We start from the raw sequence: 22441 nt of genomic DNA on the forward strand, positions 1-22441 counted from the left end.
TTTCATCCTTTCGGTATATATAAGTGTCCGGAAAGCTTAAAAAAACTCCGGAAAAGAGGGTAAAAACAGGGTTTTTTCCAAAAAGAAAACCCAAACATAACATATTTACCTTCTTACAAATAGATTTTACAGAAAAATTGATAAAATGTCAAACCATAATTTTTATTTTTACTTTACAAGTGACGAAAAAAGTGTTATTATCTTAATGAAACACTGGGCATCAGAGTTTACATGATATGTACCTTTAACCCAGTTGGAAAAGGTATTTTTTAAGGAGGAAGTTTCCAATGGCAATATCCAGAAAAATGAAGACCATGGATGGTAACAATGCTGCCGCATATGTATCATATGCCTTCACAGACGTTGCTGCTATCTATCCTATCACCCCGTCATCAGTTATGGCTGACGAGACAGACAAGTTCTCTGCAACAGGAAAGAAGAATCTTTTCGGCAGAGAGGTTCAGGTAACAGAGATGCAGTCCGAAGGCGGCGCTGCAGGTGCTGTTCACGGTTCTTTGACAGCAGGTGCTCTGACAACTACTTATACAGCTTCTCAGGGCTTGCTTCTTATGATCCCAAATATGTACAAGATGGCCGGTGAGCTGCTCCCAAGCGTTATCCACGTTTCAGCTCGTGCTCTCACAAGCCACGCTCTTTCTATTTTCGGCGACCATTCAGATATCTATGCTTGCCGTCAGACAGGTTATGCAATGCTCTGCTCCAACAACCCACAGGAGATTATGGACCTTGCAGCAGTTGCTCACCTTTCTGCAATCAAGGGCAGAGTTCCTTTCCTTCACTTCTTCGATGGTTTCAGAACTTCACACGAAATCCAGAAGATCGGTGTATGGGATTATGAAGACCTCGGCGAGCTCCTCGACTGGGACGCAGTAGAAGCATTCCGTCGTCGCAGCCTCAATCCTGAGCATCCTGTAATCAGAGGTACAGCTCAGAACGACGATATCTTCTTCCAGGCTCGTGAAGCTTGCAACAAGTACTACGATACAATCCCAGAGGTTGTTGTTGAGTACATGAACAAGATCAACGCAAAGCTTGGCACAGATTACAAGCCATTCAACTACTACGGTGCAGAGGACGCAGAGCACGTTATCGTTGCTATGGGTTCTGTTTGCGACGCTACAGAAGAAGTTGTTGATTACCTCAACGCAGCAGGCGAGAAGGTTGGTCTTTTGAAGGTTAGACTTTACAGACCATTCGTTGCTGATTACCTCCTCAGCGAGCTTCCAAAGACAGTTAAGACAATCTCTGTTCTCGACAGAACAAAAGAGCCTGGTTCAATCGGCGAGCCTCTCTATCTTGACGTTTTGGCTGCTATCAACGGTTCTGACTTTGCAAACGTAAAGGTATTCACAGGCAGATACGGCCTTGCTTCCAAGGACACAACTCCTGGCGACATCGTTGCTGTTTACAGAAATGCACAGAGCGCAACACCTAAGAAGAGATTTACAATCGGTATCGTAGACGACGTTACAAATCTCTCACTTCCTGTTGTTGAAAATCCAGATACAACTCCGGCAGGCACACGTTCCTGTAAGTTCTGGGGTCTCGGCGCTGACGGTACTGTTGGTGCTAACAAGAACTCCATCAAGATTATCGGTGACCACACAGACATGTATGCTCAGGGCTACTTCGCATATGACTCAAAGAAGTCCGGCGGTCTTACAGTTTCTCACTTGAGATTCGGTCATCAGCCAATTAAATCAACATATTACATCAGCAAGGCTGACTTCGTTGCTTGCCACAACCCATCATACGTTGATAAGTATGAGATGGTAGAGGACCTCAAAGAGGGCGGCAGCTTCCTTCTCAACTGCGGTTGGGACGTTGAAGAGCTTTCAAAGAGACTCCCAGGCAAGATGAAGAAGCTCATCGCTGACAAGAAGATAAATCTTTACACAATCGACGGTATCGCTATCGGTAAGGAAATCGGACTTGGCGGCCGTATCAACACAATCCTTCAGTCCGCATTCTTTAAGATTGCAGATATCATTCCTGCTGAGGAAGCAAAGCAGTACATGAAGGACGCTGCTACAAAGTCTTACTCTAAGAAGGGTCAGGCTATCGTTGACATGAACCACGCCGCTATCGAAAGAGGTATGTCAGACCTTAAGAAGGTTGAAGTACCGGCAGATTGGGCTAACTGCGTTGACGATGCTGCTGCATACTGCGCAGAAGGCGACAGAGCAGATGTTGTTAAGTATGTTAACACAATTCTCCATCCAGTTAATGCTTACAAGGGCAACAAGCTTCCTGTATCTGCATTCATGGATTATGTAGACGGTACATTCCCACAGGGCTCCGCTGCATACGAGAAGAGAGGTATTGCAGTTGACGTTCCGGAGTGGAATCCGGAAAACTGCGTTCAGTGTAACCGCTGCTCATTTGTATGTCCACACGCTGTTATCCGTCCTGTTCCTATGACAGACGAAGAACTCGCAGCTGCTCCGGAGAATACAAAGTCAGCTGCTATGATCGGTATGAAGGGCCTCAACTTCGTTATGACAGTATCTACCCTCGACTGCACAGGCTGCGGCGCTTGCGCACAGGTTTGCCCAGGCAAGAAGGGTAACAAGGCTCTCACAATGAAGCCAATTGATACTCAGAGAGCAGGCCAGAAGCTCTTCGACTATGGCTTTAAGCTCGATCCAAAACCAGAGGTTCTCGACAAGTTTGCTGAGTCCACAGTTAAGGGCAGCCAGTTCAAACAGCCTCTCCTCGAGTTCTCCGGCGCTTGCGCAGGCTGCGGTGAAACACCATATGCAAAGCTTGCTACACAGCTCTTCGGTGACAGAATGTTCATTGCTAACGCAACAGGATGTTCTTCAATTTGGGGCGGTTCTGCACCTGCAACTCCTTACACAGTAAACAAGAAGGGTCACGGTCCTGCATGGCATAACAGCCTCTTCGAGGATAACGCTGAGTTCGGTCTCGGTATGGCTCTCGGCCAGAAGGCTATCAGAAACAGACTCTGCGAGTATGTTTCTAAGATTGAAGAATTGGTAGAGGATGCAAGCGTTAAGGAAGCATGCAGCAACTACCTCTCAACTCTCGGCAACTCAGGCGCAAGCAGAGTAGCTGCTGATGCTCTTATTGAGAAGCTCGAGGAAATCAAAGACTGCGACTGCGAAGCAGGCCAGCTTGCTAAGAAGACACTTATCGACAAAGACAGCCTTGCTAAGAAGTCCATGTGGATCCTCGGCGGCGACGGCTGGGCATACGATATCGGCTTCGGCGGACTTGACCACGTTATCGCATCCGGTGAGAACGTAAACATCCTCGTATTCGATACAGAGGTTTACTCAAATACAGGCGGACAGGCTTCTAAGGCTACACCAATCGGTTCTGTTGCACAGTTCGCAGCAGCCGGTAAGGCTACAAAGAAGAAAGACCTGGCTGCAATCGCAATGAGCTACGGCTATGTATACGTTGCTCAGGTAGCAATGGGCGCTGACTACAACCAGTGCATCAAGGCATTCACAGAGGCTGAAAGCTACGACGGTCCTTCAATCCTCATCTGCTACGCTCCATGTATCAACCACGGTATTAAGGGCGGCATGAGCATTGCTCAGCAGGAAGAGAAGAAGGCAGTAGACGCAGGTTACTGGAACTGCTTCAGATATGACCCAAGACTTGCAGACGAAGGCAAGAACCCATTCATGCTCGACAGCAAGGCTCCAACAGCTTCTTATCGTGACTTCATTATGGGCGAAGTTCGTTACAACGCACTCAGCCGTGCATTCCCAGAGAGAGCTGAGAAGCTCTTCGAGAAGGCAGAGGAGTATGCAGAGAAGAAGTACGAGCATCTCACAAAGCTTGCAGAGCTTGACATGGAGTAATCCTATCGCTCAATAAAACTTAATATCACAAGAGTCTAACTCTTGACAAACCCCTCCGGACGAGACTTCGGAGGGGTTATTTTTATATCCGACCTGCAAAGGGCGGATATAAAAAATTAGCTTTCGTTTCAGGTCGGGCGAGACCTTTGTTTCCGTCTTGCAAAGGGCGGATATAAAAAATTAGCTTCCGTTTCAGGTCGGGCGAGACCTTTGTTTCCGTCTTGCAAAGGGCGGATATAAAAAATTAGCTTCCGTTTCAGGTCGGGCGAGACCTTTGTTTCCGTCTTGCAAAGGCTTAATTTTAAAGTAGAGTTCGTTTCAAGGCGGGCGAGTCTTTTGATTCCGACGGCAAAGCTTTCATGTAAAAATAAACTTCCATTTTCCGTCGGGCGAGTTTTTTGTTTCCGCCTTGCAAAGGTTTTATATAAAAATAAACTTAGTTTCAAGGCGGACGAAGCGTTTTGTTAAGCGGTTTGGAATGGTTCGCTCTCAGTTGGCTTTGTCATTTCTTTATTATTCTTATATAGAACTATATATCGTAGGGCGCACCATCATGTGTGTCCGGCAACAAGCACCGTATAATAAAAATAATGACGTTTACGGAGAAGATGTTAAATAACAAACCGTCCCAAAAAATATTTTTAAAATACGGATTTGGTTCATCTGTCAATAAAAATTATCTTTTATAAACTAACTTATTTTTAACAAAAACCTTACTGCAACCGGGCGGATATACAATCCGCCCCTAAGGTTTGATTTTTTTATTAAACGGCATAATAAAAAATGGCTATGCTACAAAGTTAACTGTAACATAGCCATTGTTATTTCTAAAGCTAACGTCTCGCCCGGCGTGTGATGATGTTAATTTTAATTGCTAAGTTATTGCACGTCGGATATAAAAACTTTTTCAATCAGCACGATGTTTTCTATGTGGTTGGTGTAGGGGAACATGTCTACAGGCTGGGAGGTTTTGCATTTATAGCCGTTCTTAGTGAGAAATCTCAGGTCACGGGCTTGGGTTTCAGGATTGCAGGAAATGTAAATGATTTTTTTCGGCTTTATTTTACTGCAAAGCGCACTTAAAAATGACTGACTGCATCCGGCTCTTGGAGGGTCGAGAAAAACTGTTGAGAAATTCAGCTTTTCATCGCCGGCAAAATCAAAAAATTCGCTGTCTGACGCCTTATAAAAACGGACATTTTTTATTTTATTCAGCTTTGCATTTTCTATTGCGCTTTTCACCGCATCGCCGTTTATTTCAAAGCCTATAACAGATTTTGCCTGTTTTGACGCCACAAGACCTATTGTTCCTATTCCGCAGTATGCGTCAAGGACGGTATCTTCATTGGAAAGCTGTGCAAGTTCGATGGCTTTGTTGTAAAGAATTTCTGTCTGGTCGTGGTTTATCTGATAGAAAGAAAGGGGCGAAATGTGAAATTCCAAACCGCAGAGATAATCCGTGATATATGGCTTTCCGTAAAGGACCTTGCTGTTTGTTCCCTGAAAAAGTCTTTCGGTGTTTTTGTTTTGGGCAAATATTACGGATTTTATTTCCGGATGCTTTCCCACAAGAGCTGTGCAGAATGTCTTTTTTGCGGGAAAATCCGGAGTTACAGCGGAAATTATAACCATTATTTCGCCGGTTGCAAAAGCTTCCCTTATGGTGACGCTTCTCAGATAGCCGCTTTTTGTTCTCGGGTCAAAGGGTTTTATCTTAAAGCTTTTAAAAAGCAGGCACAGAGTTTTGAAAATCTCGTTTGTTTTTGCTGTTTGAAGCCTGCAGTTGTCAACAGGTACGGCGTTTCCGTCGGAGGAACGGTAAATACCGGATACAAGATTATTTCTTTTGTCCCTCATAAAGACTGCCTGCGCCTTATTTCGATAACCTGTAGGATTTTTTGCGCCTATTATAGGTTCAATATGGCAGAATTTAGATATTAGTTTTATTGTTGTGCCGGTTTTCAGAGAAAGCTGTTGGTCATAGGATAGATTTGCCAGATGACATGCACCGCAGGACTTGCTTTTTATACAAAAGGTTAGTTTTTTTTCGGTTGTGCTGAGAGTGTTTCCCGGTTTTTTATTTTCTGCCATTTTTTTGCAGCTCCTTTAATATAATAATTGCTGATAAAATTATAGCATATTTTTGTATAAATAAACAGATTTAAGCTATAATTTGTGTAAGTTACACAATACGACAAAAAATGCACTGTAAATTTAAAGTTAATAGTATATTTTTGTATAGACTATAAAAAATAATGAGGGTATTTTGTGTAATATAACAGATAGATTCTCGTCAAAGATAACAAAAATTAGAATATTTTTTTACAGCTCTTGAACTCGGAACCCACTTGTGTTATGATAATTATGCGTATAATATGTTTTTTGAGTGATTATCTGTGTTATTAAAAAGAATATAGTAAGTCAAATTTCTGATTTTCAGGAACAGTTGCCGTTCATCTTGAAAATTTTAGGAATATTGAGAAGGCATGTTGTAAGTGAATTTAAAGAAAGTATGGATTTTATGGCAAAATCAACACCTAAAAAGCTTGTGGCTTTGGTATTGTCAGCTGTTATGGCGTTGTCCTGCCTTGCAACCGGTGCTGTCAGCACTGCTTCTGCAAGAGAAGCGGACGAGCTTGATACAGCCGGTATTAAGGTTACTGCCGGAAGCGAAGAGGCTGCATATGGCACACCGGCAACCAATGCTTTTGACGACAATACAAGCACAATGTGGGAGACCAACTGGTCATCAGGTGGTTCAGACACATCAAGCTACGACAACCACTATATTGTTATTGACCTTGGCAAGGAGTATAGGGTGTCCGGAATAAGATATACTCCAAGACAGGATTCAGGTACAAACGGTACAATAACAAAATACACAATTTATGCAGGTCTTACAGAGGACGGCATGTCACAGGTGGCTTCCGGTTCATGGGAAGCAACCAGAGATGTGAAAACTGCATCTTTTGGTCCTTACAGAGTGAGATATATTAAAATTAAATGCGATGAGTCAATGCATGATTCTCCGACACTCACAACCTCAGCAGCAGAAATCGGCATAATCGGAGCTGAAATAGGCGAGGGTGAAGATGTTCCTCAGCCTCCTGTAAGAGAAACAGATGAGAACGGCAATTACATCGTTACTTTTACAGACGAAAACAGAAAGGGCGACTTCCGGATTAAGGAAGGTCAGGGAACTGTAGATTATACATATGGCGAAGGCTCAGAGGGCTATGCTGTATTTAAGGGCATGAACAACACTTTGGCTGTTGACAATATGTCAGACGCAATTCCCGACGGCTTTATTGAGGCAGAGCTTACCGACCTTGACGGTGTTGGCAGATGGGGTCTTATCTTTAGATATACAGACAACTCTAAGTACGGAGCTATTTGCTATGACGGCAACTGGTCTTGGCAGATGGGTTCTTCTTGGGGAATGCTTTCCGGCGCTGATTACCAAATCAAGCAGGGTGTTACATACGACGTAAGAGTTGAGTACATAGGCGCAAACATCCGCTTCCTTATAAAGGAAAAGACAGAGGATGATTACACAGTTGTTTACAACGGCAAAGTTTCTCAGCTTGACCTTGCAGCAGGTAAGTCCGGCGTGAGAACATGGGGTACAGGCGCAGCAGGCGCACCTGCAGGCAACGTAAAGATTGACAACTATGTAACAGGCAGCTTCAACGGCGTTGTTTTGGAGCCTGATTCATCATATATTCCTTCAACAGACATTGGCAAGTATGATGTAAAGGTAAGTCTTTCACAGACAAACAATGCATTCTCAAAGATTACAGTTGACGACGCTGATCTCGATCCACAGTACTACAGCATCAACGAAACAAAAGATGTTGTAACAATCAGCAAGGACTACATCGCAACATTGGCAGGTCAGACAAAGGTTCTCACCTTCCACTTTGCAGACGGTTACATGACAACCTTTGTAGTTGAGGTTGAGGGCGAAGTTGACACAGAACAGTATGATTACGTTCGTGACTTCTCCAAGGACGGCATTGAAGGCTTTGAAAAGGTTTCCGGAAATGTTAACTCCAGCGGTATCAATGAGAACGGAGAATTTGAGGTTGTAAACGCAACAGGCAACACACTGTTTATCGACCAGAATTCTAAGGATCTTTCAAATGTTGACGTTGAGTACAAGTTCAATACATCTAAGGACAACGGCAACATGGGTATTGTTGTTCGTTATGTAAACGATGATAACTGGACAGCTATTTATCCTGCAAGCGGTGGCGGCAACGGTCTTTCCTGGCAGGTTAAGAACTCAAAGGGTCAGACCTATTCTCTTACATCCGGCGGTTACTGCGATGACGGTCAGAGAATTTACTCAGACCGTATTAAGCCTTACACACTGAGAGTAAGAGTTGTAGGAAAGGTTCTTACAGTTTACCTTGACAACGCTGAAATCTACAACGGCTATGTTGACATAATCACAACAGGCGCAGGTAAGCAGGGTATCTTCATGCAGAGCGGATCAAGCATTACTGCTTCTTACCTTGGCGTTACAAATGTTGTTCCTGCAGCAGCTCCTGAAACTGTAGAGGAAACAACAATCCAGAATGAGAAAATTAAGGTTACTTTGGATAAGAACTTCCCAAGAGTTATCGGCTATGAGCTTTTGGAAACAGGAGCAACAACTCCTGGTGAGGAAACACCAAATAACATTATTGAAATCAACAATAAGCAGTTTACACCTGTTGTAGGTGAAGCTGTAAACAACGGCACATCCATTACATATCCTCTTACAATCAATATTACAGATGAAAAAGCTGTAACAATGAATGTAAACTATGCTTTGGACGGCAACACAATCAATTACACAATCACAGATATTGACGACAGTCAGTACACAATTTATACAATCAACTTCCCTGAGCAGGCAATGGTTTCCATGAGCAGCACACAGGGAGATGCAGAGCTTAGAGTTAATAACTACAACAGCGAAACAACAGTTGACCTTTCAACAGTTGTAGAGGCTGACAAGGCTTACAAAGAAACTTCAATTGCAGTTCTCAGCGACGGCAATATCGGTGCTACAATCAACAACGGCTCAATCAAAGCAAGAAAGAGCGTTGCTTACCGCACAGTGGCAGCGGAGGACGGAAGCTTTGTAACAAAGCTTTGGACAAACGAATTCCTTTACAAGGGCATCGATAACGAGGTTATCGAAGAGCCTTGGGCAAAGATTGCAATTACAGGCGACAGAAACCAGGACGACGTTGTTGACTTCCAGGATGCAGCTATCGCAAGACGTGACGATGCAGGCGCTTCCGAGGGTCAGTACGGTTATGTTGTAGGCTATGAGAACTATCAGGACAGCATGACAATGATAGCTATGAACGTTGGTTCAGCTGCTCAGTATCCGTTCCTCAGAATTCTTGACAACGTAAAGAAGATTTATCTTGCAACAGACGGATTCAATCAGAACATCATCATCAAGGGTTATCAGTCAGAAGGTCATGACGCTTCTCACCCAGACTTTGCAAACTACAACACACGTGCCGGCGGTCTTGAAGACTTCCTGACACTTCTCCAGAATGCAGACGCTTACAATGCAAACATCGGTGTTCATATCAACCACACAGAGGTTTATCCAGAGGCTCCTCAGTACTCCATTATCGGTTCTACTGTAGGCGGCTGGAGCTGGTATGACAGCGCAGTTCAGATTAAACGTGAAAACGATATTCTTATGACCGAGTACAACGGCGAAGACTATCAGAATATGGGCGAAAGACTCCAGCAGCTTTACGATGATACTCAGGGCTTGCTCAAGAACATCTATGTTGACGTTTACTTCGACACAAGATGGGCAATGTACAAGCTCCAGGATGAAATCAACAGCAAGGGCATGTCAGTAAGCACAGAGTATGTAAACATGATGGACAAGGCAAGTGCATTCGGACATCACATTGACGGCAGATTTAACACAGCCGGAAACCTTGTTCGTTTTGTAAGCAATGAAACTCAGGATATTTTCAACAACTCAACACTCTTCAGAGGAATGACAGACAGAGCTACTGTAGGTATCGACGGATGGCAGACATCTTATAGACTCGACCACACAATCCAGCAGTTCTTTATCAATGTTCTTCCAAACAGATACTTGGCTCAGTTCCCAATTTACAAGTACAATTCCAACAGCGAGGCTGTACTTGGCGAGGACATGAATGTTGTTACAAAGGTTGTTAACGGCGTAAATGTTATCACAAAGGACGGCAAGGAAATTGCCAACGGCAATAAGATATTCATCCCATGGGATGCAGAAACAGAAAACAAGATTTACCACTGGAATTCAAACGGCGGCAGCTCCACATGGTATCTCCCGGATTCATGGGACGGCCTTACAGAGGTTTATCTCTATGAGCTTTCCGATACAGGAAGAGGCGAGCCTACAGTTCTCAAGGTTGACGAGAACGGTCAGGTAACAATCAATGCAAAAGCAAGCACAGGCTATGTTGTTTATAAAGAAGCTCAGGCTGAGCAGGAAGATGTTAAGTGGGGCGAAGGCGGATACGTTAAGGATCCTGGCTTTGACAGCCATGACCCGAACTACGCTTGGAACGCAGGCGATCAGGATAACATCAGCTTTGTAAACAATTCAAGAGGTAACACAGAGGCTGTTATAAACGGCGACGGTACTCTCTATCAGACAATTACAGGACTTACACCTGGACAGCAGTATACAGCTTCTGTTTGGGCAACAGTAAACAATTCAACTGCAACCATTGAGGTTAAGAACGGAGATGAAACACTTTCCAACTATATGGAGCGCAGTAATGTAAGATATGGTATTCACCATACAAGTAAGTATCAGACATATACACAGCGTATGTGGGTAACATTTGTAGCTGAGTCAGATACAATAACTCTTACACTCAAGACAACAGGCACAGGCACAGCAAACCTTGACGATGTAAGAATTCTCGAAACAACACGTACAGAGCTTACAGGCACAGAGATTTGCCACGAAGACTTTGAGTCCGGCGATGAGGGCTACGGAGTATTCACAACAACAGAAAGTGATAACTCTCACCTTTCTGAGTTGAACCCAGGCGTTACAAACGACGTTATCGACGGAAACTACTCAATGAAGGTTCGTGCAGGCGACTACCTCAGAACAATGCCTTACACAGTAAGACTTGAGCCTAATACAAAGTATGTTGCAACAATCGACTACTTCGCAACAGGCAACAATGCATTTACATTTGCAGCTAAGGACGATATCACAGGTGAGACACTTGCTTCTGTATCCTGCGGAAATCCTGCAGGCTGGGTAAAGACAACAGCAACACTGGAGTTCACAACAGGCGACAACGAAGCATACATCGATATCACAAAGGGCAACCAGAACAACTACATCCTTGACAACTTCATTGTTAAGGAAATGTCAGCTACTATGGATTCCCTTACAGCTCTCTATGAGGAGTGCGATGCTCTCAACGCTGATGACTACACAGCAGAAAGCTTTGCGGCTCTTACAGAGGCAATGACAGCTGCAAAGGCAGTTATTGACAAGGGCGACGCAGCTACAGACGATGAAATCTTCACAGCTTACAGCAACCTCCTGGAGGCTAAGGGTGCACTTGTTGGCTATGCAACAGCAGATGACAAGGCAAGACTCCAGACAGCTATCGACGAAATGAAGAATGTAGTTGAAAGCGATTATGTGAAGGATGAAAACTGGACAGCATTCCAGAACAAGATTGCTGAGGCAGAAGCTCTCGTTGAAGAGGAGAAAGTAACAGTTAATGCTATTGACGAAATGATTAACGCTTTGTATGCTGCTAAGGACGCACTTACAACAGTTGCAGAATGGGCAGAGCTTGACGCTATAATCGAAAAGGCAGAAGCAATTAAGACTGCAAACTTCAACGACGGTCAGGATATGGTTGCTTTCACAGCTGCTCTTGCAGAGGCTAAGCAGCTCAGAGAACAGTCCGGCGTAGGTCAGAGCGAAATCGACGCTATGACAGAAAAGCTTACAAATGCTTACAACGCTATTGTTCCTAAGGTAAATTCTGACGAAAGAGAAGCATTCGGAGTTTACATTGCTAGGGCAGAAGCAGCTCTTGCAACAATGCCTGAGGGCAACGATAAGGACGCTATGACTAAGGCTGTTGCAGATGCAAAGGCTGTTTATGAAGATACAGTTACAGGTAATATAGGCAAGATTTTGGCAGCTTACGAAGAAATCGAGAAATATATGCCTGAAGAGGGCGAGGATATTCTCGGAGATGTTAACGGCGACGGTGCCATTACAATAGACGACGCAACTGCTATTCAGCTTTACATTACAAAAGCTATCGAAGACGGCGGCGACCTTGGAAACGGACTTGTATTTAATTTGGCTTTGGCTGATTATAATCATGACGGCAAGGTTACAGTTAACGATGCTACATATATTCAGATTGACCTGCTGAATAAGTAATAATAAAAGTCAGTAAATAAGTGAATAAACCTCCACTGGCGTACTCTCTTTGTACGCCGGTGGCATGGCTTTTATAACAAATTTCTTAAAAGGAATTATAAATTATTATATGAATTGATGAATTAACGGAAATCATTGATTTATGAATTCATATAATGAATGAAATGTATAAAAAGGTTTACTTGCTGTGAGAAAATAGGATATTTTTATGGCAACTTGTGTGGCAGAAGGGTTGTTATATCAATATATAAAAATTAAAAAGGAGAGATTGTGATTGAAACTAAGAACAACTAAAAAGATTGTTTCCTGTATTCTTTCGGTTCTTTTGCTGGCATCCGCCCTTGTATTGCCTGTAAGCGCCAATGAAATATCGGACTCAGTCACAGACGAAAACACAAAGAGTTATCTTGTGAACGAAGAAAAGACCTTTGACGGCACTACAGCGAGCAGGCTGGATATATCAGAGGATATTGACTTTTTCAAGGATAACACAAGTGCAACATGGACAGTTACTTTTAAAACAACAGCCAATAGCTTCCAAAGTCTTGTTGGTTTGTTTTCTGAAAGTAACGAAAACGGCTACGTAAATATTTACCTCAACAGCGGAAATACAATCGGTATTGAGATAAGAGGTACAGAAAACACATCATTCAGTTTTTCAAAAACTTATAACGACGGAGAGTTTCATACACTGAGCTTCACCGTAAAAGAGAACGAATATTATAAATTCTATTTTGACGGTGAGTGTGTTGTAAACAAGAGCGCAACAAGCACAAAATTCACAAGCAATTTTGGCGTTTCAGATTTGGTTGCAGCAACTATCGGCGGTTCAAAGAGATCTAATGCTTCAAAGGACTGGTCTTTTAACGGAACAATCAAAGATGTTTATATGTCAAACTTTGCTTTGGATGAAACAGAGCTTCTCAAGTTCCACGGTATTTTCCCGGCAGAAGTTATATCCGAAACAAATGTTAAGGATACAACAGGAACAGAGCCTTTGGTAGTTACAGACGATTTTGACCTTGATGCAATCAAGGCTATGGACCAGGGTTCAATCAACATTACATACAAGAGAGACTCAAGCGTTGCAGGCGCAAGCCTCCAGAGCTATCTTGCTTTCTCCAACGGAGACGCTCAGGATGAATACGCTACTTTCTATTTGAATTCTGCCGGAACAAGAGTAGGTTTTGAATTTAAAACAGCTGCTCAGAATCCACATACATTCTGGGACGGCGTAAACCTCAATGACGGAAACTGGCATAACTTAGGATTTGTTTTTGACGGTACAAACGTTACACTTTATGTTGACGGCGTATCAAAGGGAGCAAAGGCTTTCACAGGTATGTTCAGCGCATTGACATGGATAAATAATCTCAACACAGTATCTCTCGGCGGTATGGTAAGAACAGGAAAAACAGGAGCCGGCAACCAGTGGTTCGGCGACTTTAACGTAAATAACGTTAAGGTATATTCAAATGTTCTTTCAGCTTCTCAGATGGCTTCTATCCAGAACGGAACAGGTTCTGTAGGCGTTTCCGAGGAAGATGTTTCCGACAGAACAGCTCTCTTCTATTCAGGCTATGGTAATTCTGCCAACTACCGTATCCCTGCAATGGTAACAGCCGCTGACGGCACATTGGTTGCATCTATCGACCAGAGAAAGACAACAGCTGCTGACTACGGCGATATCGACCTTATGGTAAGACGCAGTGAGGATAAGGGCGAAACATGGAGCGAGCCTATTATGCTTACAGACCTTCCATCCGGCGGTTCTGCTCATTCGTTTATAATCGATTCCGAGCTTTTGGTTGCCGGCGACGGTACAATCTATTGCTTGGTTGACATGTTCCCGGAGTCATATGCTCTTATGGGCGCATTGGACGCAGGTTCAGGTTATACAGATGTTGACGGAACAAAATATCTCACTCTCTACGATGCAGAAAAGAACATCTACACAATGAGAGAGGACAACATTGTTTACGATGCAGAGGGCAATGTTACAAATTATAAGGTTACAGACTTCTCAACAGGTAAGCTTGTAAAGACAGTTGAGGGCGAAGAGGTTGACGCAGGTTCTATCTTCCTTTATACAGGAGCAAACGCAGGCGAGCTCAGCGTTTTGAAGACAAGCTATCTGTGGCTCTTCAAGAGTACTGACAACGGTCTCACATGGAGCGAGCCTAAGGACGTTACAGGCATGGTAAAAGAAGACTGGATGGTATTCTGCGGAACAGGTCCAGGACGTGGTACAACTACAATTATGCCTGACGGTACAGAGAGACTTATATTCTCAATCTATCATACAAACAAGACAGGCGGACTTTCTACACAGGCTTCCGCAACAATCTACAGTGACGACGGCGGCGAAATTTGGACAAGAGGCGAAGCTGCAATAGAAGCTAACGGTGAAGATCCTTCAACAGCTGCATCCCTTACACAGCTTACAGAAAACCAGGTTATCGATCTTGGAGAAGGTAAGGTTGTAATGTTCAGCCGTAACTATTCAGGTGCTGCATATATGTCAATAAGCACAAACGGCGGCGAAACTTGGGATTCCTGCGAAAGAAACCCTGCTGTTTATGACACATACTGCCAGATGTCAGCATTGAAGCACGAGTATAACGGAAAAACTTATCTCATTATTTCTAACCCTAACGCAAGCGGAAGAAATAACATGACAATCCGTGTAACAGATATTACAGACGGCACAATTTCAAAGGATTCAGCCGACTGGAAATATACAACAATCAACGTAGGACACGACCAGTATTCCTGCCTTACATCTATAGATGAAAATACAATCGGTATTCTCTACGAAACAGATACAACATGGCACGCTCTCGACATGCTGTTCCAGAAGTTCAGCATCGATTATCTCCTTGAGGGCAACGGCGGCAATGTAAACAATGTTCCTGAGTATCCGGAAATCACAGATATTTCTGCTGAGGTTATCAACGGTGCAAACGGAAGCGAAGGCGTTACAGAGGTTGGCGACACAATCAAAGTAAAGGTTACATTGGGAGTTCCTGTATTTGTAACAGGAAACGCACAGGTTAAGCTCCAGTACAATGTTGGAGACGAAACAAAGACAGTTTATGCTGACTATGCAGGCGGTTCAGGTACAAATGAAATTTACTTCAATTACACAATAGAAGAAAAGTTCAACGGCGACATCAGCGCAGTTATCGAGCCTATTGCAAATCTTGAAAGCAGCACACTCAGAGGTGTAAGCTCACTGAGAAACGGCGAAACAATAGCTGTTGCAAGCTATGGTATATCAGCTGACGACGGTTCCTTTGACCTTGCAGTTGCAGATGCTGAAGCAGGTTCCTTCCATGCAGGAGAAGGCGCAGACAAGGCTATCGACAAGAACACAAGCACAATGTGGCATTCAGAGTGGGCAGCCGGCAATAACAGAGATGACCTTTGGATTACTCTTGACCTTGGAGATGTTAAGGATGTAACAGGTCTCCGTTACATGCCAAGACAGACACAGTCAAACGGTATAATCACAGAATATGATATACTTGTAAGCACAGACGGAAGTGAGTTTACATCTGTTGCTACAGGCACATGGGCAGGAGACAACTCATGGAAGAAGGCTGAATTTGAATCTGTTAAGGCTAGATATGTAAAGCTTGTAGCAGTTAATTCACTTTCATCAGAAGCAGGAAATACATATGCTTCAGCTACAGAAATAGCATTGTATTATGTACCTGGTGACGAAACAGAGCCTGACTACAGAGAAGAGCTTGAAACAGCTATTCTTAAGGGAGAGAACAAGCTTAGAATCATCGCTGAAAATCCTGAAACTTTCTGGTATGTACCGGACGTAACAGCATTGGAAGAGAAAGTGGCAGAAGCCTATGCTCTCCTTGAAAATGCAGAGGCAACCAACGAGCAGTTAATGAATATGATTGACGAGCTCGATAAGGCTACAGATGTAAGATACATGAGCGGCGATATTGATATGAACGGAAAGATTACAATTATTGACGCAACAGTGCTTCAGCTTTATCTCAATGAAGAAAATCTTGGTGAGACTGATATTGCAGTTATAGCATCCGATACAGACGGAAGCGGTGAAATCGATATAAACGATATTACAGAAATCCAGAAGTATATCGTAGGTATTGTAGAGTATCTCGCACCTTATGAGATGATTATAAGTTAATCAAGGTTCATTTTATCAGATAATTCCATATTCATTTTTTGACCTAAACGCAAAGCAGAGCTTATTTTATATAAGCTTTGCTTTGCAAAGGCATTTTGAAGTATATTTTTGTGTTTTTACGGAAAATATAAAAATAAATTTCAAAAACTGCAGCTTGTAAAATTGATTTAGATTCGGCCCAAAAGGTTCGAGTATAAATATAAATTCTGATCTATTTTAGAAAAAAGGAGGAAAAAGATGAAGAATTTAAAGAAAATTGTATCTCTTGCACTTACAGTTTTGATGCTTTCAAGTGTAATGGTACAAACTTCATCGGTTTTTGCCGAAGAAGCACAGGAAACAACTCAGGAAACCACAACGGCGGTTGCTGAGGAACAGCCGGACGGAACATATCTGCCTGAGGAAGTGGAAGACGAAATCACTTCCGGAGAGGCTTCAGCCAGACTTGTTCTTGAAAGCGGCAATGAAGAAGAGGCAGCACCGCTTGCCGACAACGGTGACTCCATTTTTACTCACGACGAGTGGAAGGGCACAGGAGATAACGTAGATGTTTTTGGTATAAACGTGCTTTCTCCCTCAACATCTGCATTTTTGCCTTACGACACAGTGGACAATGCATTTTTGGGTTCACTTAACTATGATAAGGATAAATCACCTTATTATCAGAAACTTACAGGAGAGAATAACCAGGACTGGGAGTTAGTGGTTGTTCAAAACGATACAGTTGCTAAAAGCGAAGGCTATGCAAATTTCTATGAGCCGAGTTACGATATCAACTCAGTAGACGGCTGGAAAACAGGACTTCAGCTTCCTTGCAGCTGGACAATGCAGGGCTTTGACTACTCAATCTACACAAATACTGTAGTTCCTTTCCAGGGCAGCGAGCAGTGGGGCAACAACATGGCTCCTCAGGCTCCTACAATTTACAATCCTGTAGGCCTTTACAGAAAGACATTTACAGTTGACGAGTCTTTGAAGTCTGCAACAGGCAGAGTTATGATTTCTTTCCAGGGCGTTGAGTCTGCATATTATGTATACCTCAACGGCAAGGAAATCGGCTACAGCGAGGACTCCTATTCTCCTCACTATTTCGACATTACAGACGCTTTGAACTATGACGGTGAAAACGTTCTGGCAGTTGAGGTTCACAAGTTCAGCGACGCTACATGGATGGAGCTTCAGGATATGATTAAGGACGGCGGTATCTTCCGTGACGTATTTATCGTTGCAACTCCTGAAACATATGTAAGCGATTATCAGGTTGTTACAGACCTCAACGAGGACTATACAAAGGCTGACCTTGATTTCACAGATATCAAAGTTACAAACAACGGTTCACAGGCCGGAGAATATACTGTTAAAGTTCAGCTCAAAAACGAGGACGGCACAAACTTCCTTGAGGAAACAACACTTGCCACAGTTACAGTAAACGGCGGCGAAACAAAGTCAGTAACAGGCAGCGTTGAAAATCTTGCTCCGGAACTTTGGTCAGCGGAAAACCCGAACCTCTATACAATGATTCTCACTCTCTATGATGCAGATGGCAATATGGTTGAAGCTGCTTCTCAGGAGATTGGTTTCAGAGAAATCGGATTTACAAGAACAGAGGTTGCTGACAGAGCAAACAACGACTATACAATTAACACAACAGAATATCAGCAGGTTACAATCAACGGTGAGCCTTTGGTATTCAAGGGTGTTAACAGACACGACACAGACCCTGTTTACGGAAAATATGTTTCCGAAGAGGTTTATGAAAAGGATATCGAGCTTATGAAGCTCAACAACATCAATGCTGTTCGTACCTCTCACTACAGCAACGATGAGTATCTTTACTGGCTCTGCGATAAATATGGTCTTTACATAATGGCAGAAACAAACGCAGAGTGCCATCAGTTCCTTGACGCAAGAAAAGACGCTTCTATATTTAAGAAGATGTTCCTTGACAGACAGGCAACAACATTCAACAGACTTAAAAACTATACATCTATTGTTATGTGGTCAATCTGTAACGAAACTTTCTACAATAAGGACGCAAGCTGGAGTGACTACATGTTTGCAGAGGCAATCTGGTACTTTAAGGACAGAGATACAACTCGTCCGGTACACTCCGAAGGTGCCACAGGTAAATTTGTAGAGCAGGGCAAAGCATGGATGGGCGTTGACGTAGCAAGCCATATGTATCCAACAGTTGACCAGGTTCAGGCAAGAGCCGACGACCCAACAGGACTTCCTTATGTAATCTGCGAATACGACCACGCAATGGGCAACGCAGTGGGAAGCCTTAACGATTATTGGGATATTATAAGAAGCTCAGACAATATGATGGGCGGCTTCATTTGGGACTGGGTTGACCAGTCAAGAAGAATCAGCTTTGAGGATGAGTTCGGTGCAGTTTACAATGTATCTGACCTCAGCTCAAACAAAAAGACAGGTACACTTAATGCAAACGCAATAAACGATGTAAACGCTGACGAGGCTCTTTCTTCAAAGTCTGTTGACGGTTACACAACAATGGATGATTCAGCTTTCTATAATCAGTATCTCTCAGGTACTGACAAGCAGTTCACAATGGAAGTTACTGTTAAGCCAAATTCAACAGCTACTAACCAGATATTTATCGCCAAGGGCGACACTCAGGCTGCATTTAAGACAACAACAAACGCTATCGAGTTCTTTGTGTACTCAGGCGGTTGGAGAAGCGTATCAGCAAACTATCCAAGCGATTGGGTTGGCAACTGGCATCAGCTTGCAGTAACCTATAATAAGGGTGCAGTTAGCATTTACTGTGACGGAGTTCTTTTGAAATCCGCAACTATTGCAAACAACATTGCATCAACCAACACAGCTTTGGGCGTTGGTATAAGCGCAGACAACGGCAGAACACTTGACGGTGAAATCGGCGTTGCAAGAATTTATAACAAGGCTCTTACTCTCGACGAGATTAAGGCTCAGAACAGCACATCTCCTGCTATCACAGCAGACAACGAAAGCGTTATTCTTTGGTTGGATTACAGCCAGAGCATAGGCGAGTTAAAGCCAATAGATGCATGGGATTACTATGCAGAGGACTATGCTCATCAGACCCTCTATAATGAGGAAATGGACGGATACTTCTTCGGTTACGGCGGTGACTGGGGAGAGACAGGTCACCAGGGCAGCTTCTGCGCAAACGGTCTTATATCTCCTGACAGAGATCCACAGCCTGAAATCGCTCAGGTTAAGTACGAGTATCAGGACTTCTGGTTTGAGGCAGACAGAGACAGTCTCTTAAACGGAACTGTAACTGTTAAGAGTGAAAACTCCAGCAAGTCACTTTCAGACTACGACGTTACATGGGAAATCCTCAAGGACGGCGAAGTTTTTGACACAGGCGCAATAATCGGCGATATCGCTCCATGCGAAACAGGTTCAATCCTTCTCGACGGCTTTACTTTCCCAACAGGTGAGGACGGCGTTGAGTACTATCTCAATATCAATGTTAAGCTCAAAGAGGCTACAGACTGGGCAGATGCAGGTTATGTAATCGCTTACGAGCAGTTCTTTCTTGACACAGACGTATACTCTGTAGAGGCAGAGGTTTCCGATAAGGAAGTTACAGTTGATGATTCTGCTGCTGACTATATCACAGTAACAGGTGAAAACTTCAACTTTAAGATTAACAAGACAACAGGCGCTATTGAGAATTACACAGTAGGCGGCGAAGTTTTGATTACAGAGGGTCCTGTACCTTCATTCTGGAGAGCAAAGAACGCCAACGACCGTGCTCTCAATGCAGCATGGAAACAGGTAGACGACAACGTAACACTTGACAGCAGCGAGGTTACAACAAACGATAAGGGACAGACTGTTATTAAGACAGTTCTCAACCTCAGCGGAGCAGCTGCAAACTGTGACGAGATTATCGAGTACACAATCGACGGAAGCGGAGCAATTACAGTTGACGTTACAGTTGACAACAGCTCTGTTACAAGCCTTGGCAGATATTCAAGACTTGGTACAGTTATGACTCTTCCTGCAGGCGCAGAGCAGATGACATGGTACGGCGCAGGCGGAATTGAGTCCTACAGCGACAGAAACACATTTGCAAAATACGGTATCTACACAGATACAGTTACAAACATGTACTATCCGTTTATTGACGTTCAGGACAGCGGTAACCTTACAAATGTTAAGTGGATTGCTGTTACAGACGAAAATAAGGCAAACGGCGTTGTTATAGCAGGCGACAACTTTGAAGCAAGTGCATTGCACTTTACTTCAGATCAGCTTGATACAGCAACACATCCATATGAGCTTAAGCCAAGCGAGAACACATATCTTGCAGTAAACTACGGTTCAGACGGTAACGGTAACTCAAGCTGCGGACCTGATACACTTCCTCAGTATCAGATTTTGAATGATAAGGCATACAATTATAAATATACAATTATCCCATTTGCAACATCCTCCACAAATGCAGAGATTATGGATGCAACAAGAGGATACAGAACAACAGGCACAACAGGTGATGAAGTTGTTGTGGAAGAGCCTGAAACAGCTCTTGACAGAACAGGCATGACAGCTACAGCTTGCTCACAGTATTCCAACCAGATTGGCGTTGGCATAGACGGAGCAGCAGGCAGCGTTCTTGACGGCAACAACAACACATACTGGCATACAAACTGGGCAAGCGATACAACCTGCACAGAGCAGAATCCGCACTGGATTGAAATCGACCTCAACGGCGAAAAGGAAATCAGCAAGCTGACCTATTTGCCAAGACAGGATTCTCCAAACGGAAGAATTTTGAAGTTCAACCTTGTAATCACAAAGGCTGACGGTTCAACAGAAACAATAGTTGAAGGTCATACATGGGCAGATTCAAGCGCATTGAAGACAGTTGAGTTTGACGCTGTAAAGGCTACAAAGGTTAAGATTGTTATCACATCTGCAAAGGGCGACAAAAACGGAACCCACGCAACAGCAGCAGAAATCAACCTTTATTCTTCTGTTACAAAGGATATGCTTCAGGAGCTTTACAACGAGAACCTCGGAAAGAACGAGGCTGACTACACAGCAAAATCCTGGGCAGCATTTGCAGAGGCTTTGGAGAATGCAAAGACAGTTCTCGAAAACGAGGCTGCAACTTCCGCAGACTATAAGGATGCATACATGAAGCTTGCAACAGCAGCTGCAAACCTGAAGAGCTCAGGAAGCACACCTGTAGAGCCTGAAGAGGACTACAAGCTTATTCCGCAGGAGAATTTGAGCGGTAAAGTTTCTTCTGTTCATGAGGGCAACGGAATTGAACTTGCTTTCGACGGCAAGGAGAACACATATTACCATTCAGCATGGAACGCAAACGACGGTACAATGCCTGATATGGCAAACAACGAAAACAACGAAATTACCATTGACTTGGGCGGCACATACACAGTTGGAAAGCTCACTTATCTCCCAAGAAGAGATGAGGGACTCCACAGCGGAAGTATGAACGGTAACATTGTTAAGTATGAGATTTATTACAGCACATCCGAGTCCGGCGACGACTTCGTAAAGCTTGACGAAGGAACATGGGCAGAGGACTACACAGAAAAGACTGTAGAGTTCACACCTGTTGAAGCAAGAAGAATCCAGCTTAGAGCAGTGGGAACAATGGGCGAAGGCACACAGCAGAACCTCTTCATAAACGCTGCGGAAATCAACGTATATGAATACACTAAGTCCATTGAGCCTGAGTATCAGTTGGGCGATGTAAACCACGACGGAAAAATTACTGTAAACGATGCAACATATATCCAGCTTTACTGCGCAGACAGAATTGACGAGTCTTTGACATTTGACCTTTCATTGGCAGATTATGACAAGGACGGTTCTGTTTTGGTAGACGACGCAACAGCAATTCAGCTTATGCTGGTTAAATTGGCTTAATCGTTAACGGTTATTTAAGTCACTGACATTGCAGCCTGTACTTGGTGC

At 43.5% G+C, this 22441-nt stretch carries 5 protein-coding genes; 4 read left to right on the top strand and 1 reads right to left on the bottom strand.

What is annotated here, in order from left to right:
- The first annotated feature begins 293 nt into the window (after positions 1-293).
- On the top strand, positions 294-3857 hold the full coding sequence (nifJ, locus tag CGICJO_RS03700) for a pyruvate:ferredoxin (flavodoxin) oxidoreductase (RefSeq protein WP_486499990.1): 3564 nt from the start codon (positions 294-296) through the stop codon (positions 3855-3857).
- 879 nt (positions 3858-4736) lie between these two features.
- Here nifJ and rlmD read toward each other — a convergent pair.
- Positions 4737-5948 (bottom strand): 23S rRNA (uracil(1939)-C(5))-methyltransferase RlmD, encoded by a 1212-nt coding sequence (gene rlmD, locus CGICJO_RS03705; RefSeq protein ID WP_486499687.1) that lies wholly within the window; start codon positions 5946-5948, stop codon positions 4737-4739.
- A gap of 430 nt (positions 5949-6378) precedes the next feature.
- Here rlmD and CGICJO_RS03710 point away from each other — a divergent pair, with 430 nt between their 5' ends.
- From CGICJO_RS03710 to CGICJO_RS03720, 3 genes are all read left to right on the top strand, one after another.
- A complete protein-coding gene (locus tag CGICJO_RS03710; RefSeq protein ID WP_486499688.1) occupies positions 6379-12306 on the top strand; it encodes an endo-alpha-N-acetylgalactosaminidase family protein in 5928 nt (1975 codons plus the stop codon).
- Positions 12307-12580: 274 nt separating this feature from the next.
- Positions 12581-16480 carry a sialidase domain-containing protein gene (locus CGICJO_RS03715; RefSeq protein ID WP_486499689.1) on the top strand — a complete coding sequence of 1300 codons (3900 nt, stop codon included), beginning with the start codon at positions 12581-12583 and terminating at the stop codon, positions 16478-16480.
- A gap of 237 nt (positions 16481-16717) precedes the next feature.
- The gene (locus CGICJO_RS03720) at positions 16718-22393 is read left to right on the top strand and encodes a glycoside hydrolase family 2 TIM barrel-domain containing protein (protein WP_486499690.1); all 5676 of its coding nucleotides are present in this window, start codon (positions 16718-16720) and stop codon (positions 22391-22393) included.
- Positions 22394-22441 lie beyond the last annotated feature (48 nt).

The organism is Candidatus Limousia pullorum, from assembly GCF_057405065.1.

What these genes read in the sequence shown, in the direction of transcription:
- CGICJO_RS03720 (WP_486499690.1), top strand. Translation starts at nt 16,718, where the DNA reads ATGAAGAATTTAAAGAAAATTGTATCTCTTGCACTTACAGTTTTGATG.
- CGICJO_RS03710 (WP_486499688.1), top strand. Translation starts at nt 6,379, where the DNA reads ATGGCAAAATCAACACCTAAAAAGCTTGTGGCTTTGGTATTGTCAGCT.
- rlmD (WP_486499687.1), bottom strand. Translation starts at nt 5,948, where the DNA reads ATGGCAGAAAATAAAAAACCGGGAAACACTCTCAGCACAACCGAAAAA.